General features: G+C 71.1%; 13 protein-coding genes. 3 read left to right on the forward strand and 10 right to left on the reverse strand.

Annotated elements, in window-relative coordinates:
* Positions 1–9: 9 nt before the first annotated feature.
* The 4 genes from BM417_RS10105 to BM417_RS10120 form a co-directional block, all read right to left on the reverse strand.
* The gene (locus tag BM417_RS10105; RefSeq protein ID WP_093590411.1) at positions 10–627 is read right to left on the reverse strand and encodes an ESX secretion-associated protein EspG; all 618 of its coding nucleotides are present in this window, start codon (positions 625–627) and stop codon (positions 10–12) included.
* Positions 624–926: a hypothetical protein gene (locus BM417_RS10110; protein ID WP_093590414.1), complete on the reverse strand. Its 303-nt coding sequence runs from the start codon at positions 924–926 to the stop codon at positions 624–626. The genes BM417_RS10105 and BM417_RS10110 overlap by 4 nt, the downstream gene beginning before the upstream one ends.
* Entirely contained in the window at positions 923–2164 is a 1242-nt protein-coding gene (locus tag BM417_RS10115) for a hypothetical protein (protein ID WP_093590417.1), read from the reverse strand. Before BM417_RS10115 ends, BM417_RS10110 begins: the two co-directional genes overlap by 4 nt.
* Positions 2165–2257: 93 nt before the next feature.
* Entirely contained in the window at positions 2258–4369 is a 2112-nt protein-coding gene (locus BM417_RS10120) for an XRE family transcriptional regulator (protein ID WP_093590420.1), read from the reverse strand.
* Positions 4370–4457: 88 nt separating this feature from the next.
* On the opposite strand from BM417_RS10120, the gene BM417_RS10125 reads away from it, so the two are divergent.
* Complete coding sequence (locus BM417_RS10125; RefSeq protein WP_245821815.1) at positions 4458–5057, forward strand: DedA family protein; 600 nt, start codon at positions 4458–4460, stop codon at positions 5055–5057.
* Here BM417_RS10125 and BM417_RS10130 read toward each other — a convergent pair.
* Entirely contained in the window at positions 5020–5739 is a 720-nt protein-coding gene (locus tag BM417_RS10130) for an SDR family NAD(P)-dependent oxidoreductase (RefSeq protein WP_093590423.1), read from the reverse strand. The two genes, BM417_RS10125 and BM417_RS10130, sit on opposite strands and share 38 nt — an antisense overlap.
* Before the next feature lie 109 nt (positions 5740–5848).
* Between BM417_RS10130 and BM417_RS10135 the strand changes: the two genes are divergently transcribed.
* Positions 5849–6691, forward strand: a complete 843-nt coding sequence (locus BM417_RS10135) for an alpha/beta fold hydrolase (RefSeq protein WP_093590426.1) — start codon at positions 5849–5851, stop codon at positions 6689–6691.
* Here BM417_RS10135 and BM417_RS10140 read toward each other — a convergent pair.
* Genes BM417_RS10140 through BM417_RS10155 form a run of 4 tightly spaced genes read right to left on the reverse strand, consistent with a single transcriptional unit; the run spans position 6666 to position 10656 of the window.
* The gene (locus BM417_RS10140) at positions 6666–7769 is read right to left on the reverse strand and encodes a macrolide family glycosyltransferase (protein ID WP_093590429.1); all 1104 of its coding nucleotides are present in this window, start codon (positions 7767–7769) and stop codon (positions 6666–6668) included. The two genes, BM417_RS10135 and BM417_RS10140, sit on opposite strands and share 26 nt — an antisense overlap.
* A gap of 32 nt (positions 7770–7801) precedes the next feature.
* Positions 7802–8713 (reverse strand): Gfo/Idh/MocA family protein, encoded by a 912-nt coding sequence (locus BM417_RS10145; protein WP_093590432.1) that lies wholly within the window; start codon positions 8711–8713, stop codon positions 7802–7804.
* A 4-nt stretch (positions 8714–8717) separates the two neighbouring features.
* Positions 8718–9785 (reverse strand): ABC transporter permease, encoded by a 1068-nt coding sequence (locus BM417_RS10150; RefSeq protein ID WP_093590435.1) that lies wholly within the window; start codon positions 9783–9785, stop codon positions 8718–8720.
* A 1-nt stretch (position 9786) separates the two neighbouring features.
* The gene (locus BM417_RS10155; protein WP_093590438.1) at positions 9787–10656 is read right to left on the reverse strand and encodes an ABC transporter ATP-binding protein; all 870 of its coding nucleotides are present in this window, start codon (positions 10654–10656) and stop codon (positions 9787–9789) included.
* Between the two features lie 90 nt (positions 10657–10746).
* Between BM417_RS10155 and BM417_RS10160 the strand changes: the two genes are divergently transcribed.
* On the forward strand, positions 10747–11220 hold the full coding sequence (locus tag BM417_RS10160) for an NUDIX hydrolase (RefSeq protein ID WP_093590441.1): 474 nt from the start codon (positions 10747–10749) through the stop codon (positions 11218–11220).
* Here the strand turns inward: BM417_RS10160 and fdhD are convergent.
* Positions 11217–12056: a formate dehydrogenase accessory sulfurtransferase FdhD gene (gene fdhD, locus BM417_RS10165; protein ID WP_093590444.1), complete on the reverse strand. Its 840-nt coding sequence runs from the start codon at positions 12054–12056 to the stop codon at positions 11217–11219. The genes BM417_RS10160 and fdhD overlap by 4 nt on opposite strands.
* Positions 12057–12154: the final 98 nt, after the last annotated feature.

Below are 12154 nucleotides of genomic sequence, written 5' to 3' on the forward strand. Positions count from 1 at the left end.
CCCCCTCTTCTAGGCTCGCGCGACCGCGGCGAGCTCACCGATCAGCCGGACCAGGTCGTGGTGCCGCAACGGGTTGACGCTGACCCAGCCGTCTTCGCCCGCGTCGACCCTGACCCGTCCGCTCGCACTGTCCAACCAGGACACTTCCTGCCGCTGCCCACCTCTGATCACGCCCGCCTGGCCCTGCCCGGTGACCTCCAGGTCGAGTCCGGCGCCGGGCGGCAGGGTGATCGGCATGAGCTGTGCGGGCCTCGACTCCGGGACCAACGCCACGAGTTCGTCGCCGAGCGTCTCCGCCTCGACGTGCGTCACCCGGACCGTGCTCTCGGACTGCGTGCACACCAGCGCGTCGTCGCCGTAGACCATCGCGACCGCGCCCGTTCCCGGCACGACGAGATCGACCACGGCGGTGTGCTCGTGCAGCGCGGTCACCAGTTCGGCGGCCATGCCCGTCGGGCCGTGCGGTGCCGCCAGGCCACGTGCCTGCAACCCGTGGCCCGCCTCGGCGAGGAGCGTCGCGCGTTCGTCCGCGAGCCGCCCGAACGACGGCACCCGCAACGGGAACGGCCAGCGCACCCCGGCGTGCGTGGCGAGCAGATCCATCTCCACGAGGTCGAAGGCGATCATCGTGCCGCCTTCCGCGCCTGGTCGGCGTCGGTCTCGGTGTAGGTGGTCCTGATCTCCGCGAGCATCTGCCGGAACTCGCGCACCTCGCGTTCGGCGGCACTCACCTCGCCGGCGAGCCCCGACCCGGCGTCCTTGAGGCGCCGCGACAGGTCCTGGGCGGGCGGGGCGGTACCGAGCAACGGCGTCCGCTCGGCCAGCCTGCTCGCCGTCGCCACCAGGTCACCGGTCAGCTCGGCCAGCCTGGTCAGCGTCTTCACCCGGTCCTGCAACTGGTCGGGCGAGACCTCGTAGCCGGTCACTGTTCCTCCCCGATGACCGCCGGAGACACGCGCTCGGTCACCGCGAACAGGTCGTGGTCGAGCGTCGGCATCTGGTTCTCGTGCCGTTCGTCCTCGTCCTTGCGGGCCGCTCCCGGCGGCGCGCCCATCGCGTTGTTCTGGGCGGCCGTTCTCGGGTCGGCGGTGAGCGTCCCGGTCGCGGCGATCCCGCCGTGCTGGCCGAACACCACGCCCGCGCGCATGCCTGGGGTGAGCTGCTGGCTGACCGGGGTGGCGGCACCGATCACCGGGCCTCGGGTCGTCGCCACCGAGCCACCGCCGCCTCCCACGAGGCGTTGCCACGGCACGCCGCCTGAGCTGGGCGTTTTGACCTGCGCCACGGCCGCCGCACGGGGCGTGGGAGCGGCCTGCGGGATGTTGCCGCGGGCGTCGTCGATAAGGCGTCCGCTGCCGTTGAGGCTGGACTCGTAGGTCTGCATCGCCCGGACGGCCTGCGCCTTCTGCTGGTCGGCCGAGGCGGCGCCGAAGTAGAAGTAGAAGCCCGAGGTGGCTCCTGCGGGCATGGTCGGAGCGCTCGGCAACGCGAACGGGGCGGGCGCCGTCGGGAGCGCGAACGGGGCCGGCGCCGTCGGCAGCGCAAATGGGGCGGGCGCGGCCGGCAACCCCAACGGCGCAGGCGCGCTGGGAAGCGCGAACGGGCCCGGCGCGCTGGGCAGCCCGAGCGAGCCCGGCGAAGCGGGCGGCGCGAACGGAGCCGACGCAGTGGGCAGCCCGAACGAGGCTGGCGAAGCGGGCGGCGCGAACGGGCCCGGCGCGCTGGGCAGCCCGAGCGAGCCCGGCGACGCGGGCGGCGCGACAGGCGTCGGCGCACCGGGCAGCCCCGGCACCGCAGGCAGCCCCGCGAACGCCGGCATCGTCGTCCCGGGAGCCGGTGGCGGCGGCATCGCGGCACGGGCCGCGGCCAGCGCGTCCGCCGAGTCCTGCGCGGCCTTCTGCCCGGCCACCGCCAGTTCGCTGATCTTCTCGACCCGCTCGGCCAGCGCCCCCAGCCGAGCCGCGGCCTCCTCCGCCGCCGCCCCGGCCCACCCGTCGAGCAACGCGGTCCGCTGCTCCCGGAGCACCTCGGCATGCGCGTCCAACGCGGCGCGGTGCCGCGTCCACTCCTCGGCGACGGTGCTCACGTCCGCGACATCAGCGTCCTGCCACAGCATCCGGTGCAACTCTTCATGGCTGTACGCCTCCCAGTTGATGCCTGACACCCCTGGTTCCCCCTTCGTCCCGGCAAACGATCACACCGGGACCAAACGAGGGAACAGGCCAGACGACCGGCCACTTGTGGCCGGTCCGCCTGATCAGCGCAAACGCGCGAAATGCTCCTGGAGGCGCGCGTGCCGGAACTGGTAGACCGCACCGGCCCGCCGCAGCACGCCACGCCGATAGGCGTCGTCCAGGAACGCCGGCAGCCCCCACGGCAGCTTCCCGGTCAACGGCAACCAGACGCGCGCGAACACCACCCACTGGCCCCACGCGGTCAGGCTCAGCACGTACGCCAGCCCGCCCCCGATGCCGCCGACGAGGCCGAGCGCCAGAGCCGTCGTCGGGCTCCACAACACCTCGAACCGCAACGCCGTCAGCCCGCTCGCGACGACCCCGGTGGCCCCGGCGACGAACACCGCGAACACCGGCACCATCACCGCCACGAGGCCGAGCACCGCGCGCCGGTTCGCCTCCAGCAGCCCGTCGGGGCTGCCCGCCGACCGCACGTCGAGCGGCGCCTCCATCGCGGCGACCACGGCGAACACCAGCGCGGCGCCGAGCCCGAACACCAGGCCGAACACCCCGATGTCGACCAGCACCCCGGCCGACCACGGGACATCGGGCGTGACCAGCCAGAACGCCATCGCGCGCACCAGTCCGTACGCGGCACCGACCGCCCCGCCGAAAGCCAGCCCGAGCAGCGCTCGCGACCACACCCGCCGCCCGGCCCGGCCACGCAACCGCAGCCGGGTCCGCACGGGTTCGAGCGGCGTCCTGCGCACCACGTACCGGTGCGCCACCCCGAACAGCAGCCCGGTGACCAGCCCGATCATCACCGCGAACAGCACACCCCTGGCGGTCAGCCCGCCCACCAGGACGGTCTCCAGCACCAGGTCGGCGAGCCCGACCGCGACCCCGACACCCAGCCCGGTGACCGTCGACGAGGTGCCGAACTGCCACCACGCGACGTCGTGCGTGCCGAGCCGGGTCAGGTGATCGGCGAGATGGCCGAGCCACGGCCGTACACGATCTGCATGCACCCCGTATACAGCTGGTACGAAGCTGCTGAGCAGGTGTCGTTCGATCTCGTCGGGCTCGTGCAGGTCCAGCAACGCGGCCGGATCGTGGTCAGGGGTGTCGCTGTAGATCCGCCGCGCGAGCGCCACCATCAACGGCGTCGTCAGGACGTCGGCGAGCGGACCGCCACACCGCACCTCGTCGAGAACGGGCTTCCAGACGTTGCCGCCCGGCCCGGTCTTGCGCGTGGTGCGCGGCAGGTAGTCCGCGAGGTCGTCGCACGTCAGGTCGGCCAGCACGACCGCGGCGGCCGACGTCAGCACGTCCGTGCCCTCGACCGCGTCGCGGTACTCGTCCACCCGGCTGGTCAGCAGCAACGGCAGAGTGGTGGTGTTCAACGCGGTGAGCGCGGGCCGATGCAGTCCGGTCGCGATCTCGTCGAAGCCGTCCAGCACCGGCAGCACCCGCTGCGAGTCGACCAGCGCCGCCGCCAGCGTCCCGCCGCTCGGGCCGGGAGCCGCGAGGAACGGGTGATCGCGCGTGAGCTGGTCGGCGAGCCAGTCGCGCAGGCCGGTGCGTTCGGGATGCCAGGACCCGAGGCTGAAGATCACCGGCACCGGATCGGCCGGGTTGTGCGCGCCGAGCAGGTCCAGCACGAACCGCGTGGTCAGCACCGTCTTGCCGGACCCGGCTCGCCCCAGCACCACGAGCCGTCGCGACCCGACCCTGCGATGGACGTCCACGACCTGGTCCAGCCGTCCCCCGAGCGTGGCCTCGCCGCCGATGTTGAGCCAGCTGTCCATCAACGGCGCGGGCGCGGCGTCCCACCGCACCGGCAGCGGCACCGGGTCGTGGATCTGCCGCTGTTCTTCCTCACGCCGCCACCGCGCCTCGATGGCGACCTTCAACGTCTCGACGGCCTCGTGCAGCGGATCGAACCTGACGGGCTCCGCGGCGGCCATGGGTTCGTCGCGCCCGGCGGCGGAGAACAGCTCCGTGCGTTCGGCTCCCGTGAGCTCCAGTGCGTCGGCCAACGCGCGCACGGTACCCATGCGTGGATCGGTCCGTTCGCCGGTCTCCAGCCCACGCACCGTACGAATGCCCACGGCAGCGCGCTGGGCGAGCGCCTCCTGGCTCAAGCCGGCCCGCTGCCGCCACTGACGCAGCAGTAAGCCGAACTGGCTCGCCACAACCGCCCCCTCGTCCTGATGATCAGCAGGGTACCGAGACGGCCGTGTCTCGTGGCCGATCCCATCCGGTTGGAGGAAGATCACGGATGTGTTGACCGAGTGGCTCCACACCGTTCCACCACTGCTGGTCTACGTCGTCGTAGGCCTGGTGGTCGGTGTCGAGAGCATGGGGATCCCGTTGCCGGGCGAGGTCGTGCTCGTCGCGGCGGCGCTGATGGCCTCGCACCACGACGGCATCTCACCGCTGTGGGTCGGTATCGCCGCGTCGGCCGGGGCGATCATCGGCGACAGCATCGGGTACGCGCTGGGCAAGCGGTTCGGGCAGCGGATCTTCGGCTGGGCGGGCGAGAAGTTCCCCAGCCACTTCAGTCCGGACAAGGTCGGCCGCGCCCAGGCGCTGTTCGAGAAGTACGGCGCCTGGGCGGTCTTCTTCGGCCGGTTCGTGGCGTTGCTGCGGATCCTGTCCGGTCCGCTCGCGGCCACGATGGGCATGCACTACGGGAAGTTCCTGCTGGCCAACGCAGCTGGCGGCATCGCGTGGGCCGGCGGCACGACGGCGGCTGTCTACCTGGTCGGAGAAGCCGCCGAGCACTACCTCGCGGAGTTCTCGTGGATCGCGCTCGTGGTCGTGCTGCTCGCGGTCATCGGGTTCAGCGTCCGAGGCCGGCTCCGCCGTTCACCCCGATGACCTGGGCGGTGATGTGTCCGGCTTCTGGCGAGGCCAGGAACGCGATCGTCGCGGCGACGTCCGCGGGGGTGCCCGCGCGGCCGTTCGCCGGGTTGCCGACGAGCTTCTTACGCCGTTCCTCGCTCAGCGTGCCGCCGAAGAACTCGGTTTCCTCGGTGACGCCCGGCGACACGACGTTGACCGTGATCCCTCTTGCTCCCAAGGCGAACGCGAGGTCCGCCGTCCACGCCTCGACCGCCGACTTGGCCGCGCCGTAGGCGCCCGAACCCCGCCGGCCCGCGATCGAGCCGAGCGTCACCACCCGCGCGTTGTCGGCCAGGCGCGGTTCCAGCGCGGTCGTCACGAGGACTGCGCTGACCACGTTGGACTCGTAGTTCGCGAGCCACAGGTTCCGCACGTCGGTCAGGTTCTGCGGCGCGGGCAGGCGGCGGGTCATGTTGCCGCCCGCGTTGTTGACGAGAACGTCCACTGAGGACGGCAGGTCGTTCAGCGCCGCCTGCACCGACTCCGGGTCGGCCGCGTCGAACACGACCGCCCGTGCGCCGATCTCCCCGGCCGCCGTCTTGAGCACGTCCTCGCGCCTGCCCGTGATCACCACGTCCAGGCCCTGCTCGGCGAGCCGGGCGGCCACCGCCCTGCCGATGCCGGTGCCGCCGCCGGTCACCACTGCTGTTCGTGTCATGCGACCTTTGATAACAGGGGAATACATGCAGGTCGATCGGCCTGTTAGCCCATCGGGGTTCACGTCTGTGACTAGGCTGCTCAGACCCGACTCCACTGGGGAGAACCTCATGAAATCCCACGTTCTGGAAACCGGCGACGCGGCCATCACCTACGACGTGAGCGGCGAGGGCGGCCGTCCGTTGATGATGATCGGCCAGCCGATGGACGCGAGCGGCTTCGTCGCGTTGCGCGAGCAGTTCCCCGACCGCACGGTGATCACCTACGACCCGCGCGGACTCGGCCGGAGCACCCGTTCGGACGGTCGCACCGACAACACACCCGAGATCCAGGCAGCCGACGTGCACGCGGTGATCCAGGCCGTGGGCGGTCCGGTCGACCTGTTCGCGTCCAGCGGTGGCGCCGTCACGGCTCTCGAACTGGTGGCGGCCTACCCGGACGACGTCGTCACGCTCGTCGCGCACGAACCGCCGATCATCGATGTACTGCCCGACGCGCCCGCCGCGCGCCGGGCCCGTGACGAGTTCATGAACGCGTACCAGGCCGGCGGCGGGGGCGCGGGCATGGCGGCGTTCATCCAGATGAGCTCGTGGCAGGGCGAGTACACCGACGAGTACTTCGCGCTGGGGCTGCCGGATCCCGCGCAGTTCGGGATGCCGGCCGAGGACGACGGCAAGCGCGACGACCCGTTGCTCGGGACCTCCTCGCTCGCCATCACCGACTACTACCCGCGGGTGCAGGCGCTGGCGGCCGCACCCACTCGCGTCGTGATCGCCGTGGGCGAGGAGACGGGCGACGCGTTCACCGGGCGCACGGCCGTCCACACGGCACGCCTGCTCGGCCAGGAAGCCACCGTGTTCCCCAGCCACCACGGTGGTTTCCTCGGCGGCGAGTTCGGTTACGCGGGCAAGCCGGAGGAGTTCGGCGTCAGGCTGCGCGAGGTGCTCGGCTGAGGATGATCTCGGCGGCTTTCGCGGCACCGCCGCCCTGAGCGATGGCGGCACGCATCCGGTCGAGGTTCTGCCGGATCGTGCCGCTGGCCGCCACTCGTTCGACGGCCGCGCGCAGGTCCGCGTGGTCGTCGACGCGTTCGCCTAGGCCGAGTTCGGCCACGCGGTCGGCGTTCGCGGCCTGTTCCGGGGTCTGGGGCACGACGACCAGCGGCACGCCCTGGTGCAGCGCCTCCATCGTGGAGTTCATGCCGCCGTGGCTGATGAACGCCTTGGCGTGCTTCAACACCGCGGGCTGCGGGAACCACGGCCGGACGTCGAGGTGGTCCGTGCTCTCCACGTCCTTGGCGGTCATCGCGACCTGCCAGGTGCCGTCGTCGAACTGCTCGGCACAGGCCCGGTAGAAGCCGGCGTCGCTCATGATGGAGCCGAGCGAGACGAACAGCAGCGGCACGTCGTCGCGGCGCGGTGACCACTGTTCGTCGAGCCTGCTGCCCAGCACCGGGCCGACGAAGTGGAACGACTCGTCGAACGTCTCCGCACGAGGCTGGAACTCGCGCGGCACGAACACGAGGCTGCACGCCTCGGGTGCCTCGATCGTGCTCGGGATGTCGAGCTTCACGTCGTAGCGGCTGGTGAATTCCGCTAGGTCGTCGGCGATGTAGCGCGCCAGGCTCGCGTCCATGAGGTTGTAATGCGCGTTGGACGCAGTGTGCGGCACCGTGCGTACCGCCTGTACACCGAGTGCGTGCGCGATCAGCCTGGCCGGCCAGTTCGTGGAGTCGTAGCAGATCAGGTCCGGTTCGGCGGTCTGGCAGTGATCGAGCAGGACCGGGTAGGTCGCGCTCATCGCCCGGAAGTAGTGCGGAAACCACTCGTCGATCGGGTTGGCGGTGACGGGCCGGAAGTCGGGCAGCGCGGGGAGTTCCACCCACCGCGCGCCCGCTCCGATCACCGCCTCGGCGTGCTCGGCGCCGGTCGCGTACTCGACCTCGGCACCGCGTCTGGTCAGCTCCTCGACGACCGCGAGGGTCGGCGTGACGTGTCCATGGCCTGCGAGCGTGACGAACAAGATCCCCATTGGCCCGATCCTGCCGAACAGGGTCAAGCGGTTTAGCGCAGGAAGGCCTCGATCACCTCGGCCACCCGCAGCCCGCTGGCGAAATCCGCCAGGTCACGCGGGTGTTCGCCGCGCACGGCCTGCGCGAACAGCGTGAGCCGCGCGTAGTCGGACCCGGTCTGCTCCAGCGGCACGGGTTCCCACGCGCCACCGTCCGAAGTGGACAGCAGGGCCCACTGGTCGAGGCGCAGCGACCGTTCGGTGCCCCACGCGGTCCACTCGTAGATCTCAGGCCCTGCCATTCCGGAGAACGCCGACACGTGCACCGGCACGCCACTGCCCCGCAGCACACCGCGGGCCGCGACCTCGGCCGCACCGGGCTCGGGGAAGTCCGAGGACACCGACTCGACCGTGAGCGGCCCGAGCATCCGGTCGGTGAGGTAGACGAAGTGCGACAACACCTCGCGGACGAACCCGCCCTGCTCCGACCGCGACAGCCAGGTCGCCTCCGCCTGGAACGCCCTGGGCCAGCGCGGGAACTGAAGCCGGATCTCCACGCCCCGCAACGTGCCGAGTTCGGGCAGCCGCCGTTCGATCTCGATCGTCGCCACCATGTCCGACAACGCGAAGTTCACCGCGTTCGGCCTGCCCTGGGCGGCTTCGGCCATCGCGCGGGCCTCGGCGAGGTCGACGGCCAGCGGCTTCTCGCAGAACACCGCCTTGCCGGCCTGGAACGCCTTCGTCGTCAGCTCGGCGTGCGACGCGGGTGGCGTCGAGACGTACACCGCGTCCACATCGGACAGGACGTCGTCCAGGTTCGTGACGACCGGGACGTCGAGCGTGCGGGGTGCGACGTCGACACCCGCGACCACGGTGAAGTCGGGATGTGCCAGCGCCGCCGTCAGCATCCGGGTGCCCATGGCTCCCAGGCCGACGACGGCGAGGCGAATCGGATCAGCGATCATGCGCCTATTCTGCCGGTGCCCAGGCCTTCGACAGCTTCACCCGTCCACCGGTCTGCAGCAACGAGCCCGTGTAGAGCCGTGACGCGACCAGCAGGATCGCCACGACGGTCGCCGCGAGGATGCCGAGCGACAGGATGGCCTCCCACGGCTGCGCCTGCTGTGCGAACAACCGCACCGGCATCGCGACGCCTGCCGTGAAGGGCACGAACGACATCCACTTCAGCGCCACGGGGTTCTCGAAGAAGAACTGCACGCCGAAGTACGGCCCCATCACCGCGAGCATGACCAGGCCCATCGTCGAGCCGAGGTCCTCCTGGCGGCTGACCAGCGCGCCCGCGACCGCCCACATGGACGAGATCAGCACGAACCCGAGCATCAGGAACGGGATGAACCAGCCCAGCGCGGGTGCCACCACCCCCAGCAGCTCGCCGAGTCCCGCGACCCGCAGCGCTATCGGTGCGGTGAGCGCCAGCACGACGACCTGCCCGAGTGTGAGGATCGTGTGCCCGAGGATCTTGCCGGCGAGCAGTGCCCGCACCGGCACCGTCGACACGAGGATCTCCACGATCCGGGTCTGCTTCTCGGTCACGGTGCTCTGCGCGATGGCCGCGCCGCCCATGCCGAACATCAGGAACACCAGCCCGAACACGATGACCGTGACGGCACGCTGGCCGGAGGTCACCGCCGAGGCGTCCAGCAGCTCCACCGGGGGCGCCTGGACGAGCTGGGCGACCACGTCGTCCGGCGCGTCGTTGAGCGCGAGAACCTTGATCCCGGCGCCGTCCGGCACGATCGCGGCCTCGACGTCGTCGGCCCTGACCAGGTCGGCGGCCTCCTGGACGCTGCCGACCTCCAGCACGTCGAGTTGCTTGCCCTGCACCGCCTGCGTGGCCGAGCCGACCACGGCGACCTTCGGGTCGTCGCCGCCGAACACCGTCGGCAGGATCGTGAGCGCGAACAACCCGATGATCGTGAAGGCGAACCCGATCCAGAAACCCTTGGCGGTGACCAGGGTCTTCATCTCACGTTCGGCGACGAGCCACGTCGCCTGGCTGAAGGATGCCCGAGCCATGTCAGATCACTTCCCTGAAGATCTCGTCCAGCGTGGGCACGACCGGCGTGAACGAGCGGACCTCGGCGCGGTCGAGCGCCGCCCTGAGCACCTGCTGTGGTTCCGCCTCGAACACCGCGCGCGGTCCGTCGAGCTCCAGGATCGTCACGCCGGGCACGTCACGCACCCAGCCCGCGTCCTCCGCGACGACGATCTCGTACCGCTGGCCCGCGTGCCGGGCGCGCAGCTCCTCGCGTGACCCGTTGGCCACGATCCGTCCCTTTGAGATGATCACGACGTCGTCGCAGAGCCGTTCCACGATCGCCAGCTGGTGGCTGGAGAACAGCACCGGCACCCCGCCGGCGGCCCGCTTGCGCAGCACGTCCAGCACGGTCTCGACGGCGATCGGGTCGAGGCCGGAGAACGGCTCGTCCAGGATCAGCAGGGCCGGGTCGTGCACCAGCGCCGCCGCGATCTGCACGCGCTGCTGGTTGCCGAGCGACAGCTCCTCCAGCCGGTCCCCGGCGCGTTCGGTCAGCTCCAGGTCCGCCAGCAGCGCGTCGGTGTTGCGCTGTGCGGTCTCCCGGTCGACGCCGTGCAGCCGCGCCAGCCACGTGATCTGGTCACGCACCTTCATCTTGGGGTAGAGCCCGCGCTCTTCCGGCATGTAACCGAAGTCGGGCCGGTTCTGCGGCCCGACCTCGGCCCCCTGCCAGCTCACCGTTCCCCCGTGAGCGGCGAGCACCCCCAGGACGATCCGCATCGTGGTCGTCTTGCCCGACCCGTTGGCGCCCAGGAAGCCCGTCATCCGGCCGGGCCGGACGTCGAAGCTCACCTCGTCCAGCACCTTGTGATCGCCGAAGCTCCGGCTGATCCCCCTGACAGTCAACATGGGGAGAACGGTAGGTCGTGGCGTTCAAGATCGCGTCCGCCTCGCGGCATCATCCTCGCGGAGGACCCCTTACGGGCTAACGTGCGCCGCATGACGACCTTCCGGCTGGCCGCCTACGCCGTGAGCATCGAGAACGACCGCGTGCTGCTCGTTCGTTGTACATCAGCGTTCGACGAAGGCCATTGGTCGCTGCCCGGTGGTGCGGTGGAGCACGGCGAGGATCCGTTCGAGGCCGTGGTCCGGGAGGTCGCCGAGGAGACCGGGTGCGACGGCGAGGTCGAACGGCTGCTCGGCGTCGACTCCCGGTTCATCCCCGCGGCCGAACGGCACATGCCGGAAAAGGGACCGCACCAGAACATCGGCGTCTTCTACCGCGTCCGGATCACCGGCGAACCGCGGCCGGAGCCGAACGGGGCGACCGTCGATCCTGTGTGGACACCGCTGGCCGACGTCGCCGGTCTGCGCCGGGCGTCGCTGGTCGACGTGGGTCTCGCGCTGGCCCTGGGAACGCCGCCGACCGGGCATGTCGCCGCGGTCCCGGTCGGCGGCCTGGTCCTGCACTAGCGGGCGCCGGCCGTGACCCCCAGCCGGTGTCCGCCGGTGTAGACGTTCATCGACGTCCCGCGCAGGAAGCCGACCAGCGTCACGCCCATCTCCTCGGCCAGGTCGGCGGCGAGCGACGACGGCGCCGACACCGCCGTGAGCACCGGGATCCCGGCCATGACCGCCTTCTGCACCAGTTCGAACGACGCCCGGCCGCTCACCATCAGCACGGTGCTCGTCAGCGGCAGCCGTCCGCCGCGCGTGGCCCAGCCGACGACCTTGTCGACCGCGTTGTGCCGGCCGACGTCCTCGCGCAGGCACAGGAGGTTGCCCTGGGCGTCGAACAGCCCGGCCGCGTGCAGGCCGCCGGTGCGGTCGAAGACCCGTTGCGCGGCACGGAGTTTCGTCGGGAACTCGGTGACCAGTCTCGGGTCGAGGCGGATCGGGTCGGCCGCGACCTGCCAACTCGCCACGGTGCGCACGGCGTCCAGGCTCGCCTTGCCGCACAGGCCGCACGACGAGGTGGTGTAGAAGTTGCGTTCGATCGACGGATCCGGTGGCGCGACGCCGTCCGCGAGCCCGACGTCGAGCACGTTGTAGGTGTTGCTCCCGTCCGCTGTGGCGCCCGCGCAGTAGCGGATCGACGCGATGTCGGACGGCGCGCGCACGACGCCTTCGCTGACCAGGAATCCGGCGGCGAGGTCGAAGTCGTCACCCGGCGTGCGCATGGTCACGGCGAGGGACTTGCCCCGCACGCGGATCTCCAGGGGTTCCTCGACCGCCAGCGTGTCCGGTCGCACGGTGACCGCGTCGTCCACCAGCCGCACCACCCGCCGCCTGCTCGTCACTCGTCCCATGCCTTGCCTCCCAGCAGATCGCGACGCACTCGTCGAGCAGGCGCCGCAACACCTCGTCCCCCGACATCGCCCTGACGGCCCTGGCCACGACCCAGTCG

The sequence above is a fragment of the Lentzea waywayandensis genome, assembly GCF_900115955.1.
Lineage (GTDB): Bacteria > Actinomycetota > Actinomycetes > Mycobacteriales > Pseudonocardiaceae > Lentzea > Lentzea waywayandensis.

Coding starts and splice junctions, on each gene's coding strand:
- BM417_RS10105 (WP_093590411.1), bottom strand. CDS start 627: ATGATCGCCTTCGACCTCGTGGAGATGGATCTGCTCGCCACGCACGCC.
- BM417_RS10130 (WP_093590423.1), bottom strand. CDS start 5,739: ATGACACGAACAGCAGTGGTGACCGGCGGCGGCACCGGCATCGGCAGG.
- BM417_RS10135 (WP_093590426.1), top strand. CDS start 5,849: ATGAAATCCCACGTTCTGGAAACCGGCGACGCGGCCATCACCTACGAC.
- BM417_RS10140 (WP_093590429.1), bottom strand. CDS start 7,769: ATGGGGATCTTGTTCGTCACGCTCGCAGGCCATGGACACGTCACGCCG.
- BM417_RS10145 (WP_093590432.1), bottom strand. CDS start 8,713: ATGATCGCTGATCCGATTCGCCTCGCCGTCGTCGGCCTGGGAGCCATG.
- BM417_RS10150 (WP_093590435.1), bottom strand. CDS start 9,785: ATGGCTCGGGCATCCTTCAGCCAGGCGACGTGGCTCGTCGCCGAACGT.
- BM417_RS10155 (WP_093590438.1), bottom strand. CDS start 10,656: ATGTTGACTGTCAGGGGGATCAGCCGGAGCTTCGGCGATCACAAGGTG.
- BM417_RS10160 (WP_093590441.1), top strand. CDS start 10,747: ATGACGACCTTCCGGCTGGCCGCCTACGCCGTGAGCATCGAGAACGAC.
- fdhD (WP_093590444.1), bottom strand. CDS start 12,056: ATGGGACGAGTGACGAGCAGGCGGCGGGTGGTGCGGCTGGTGGACGAC.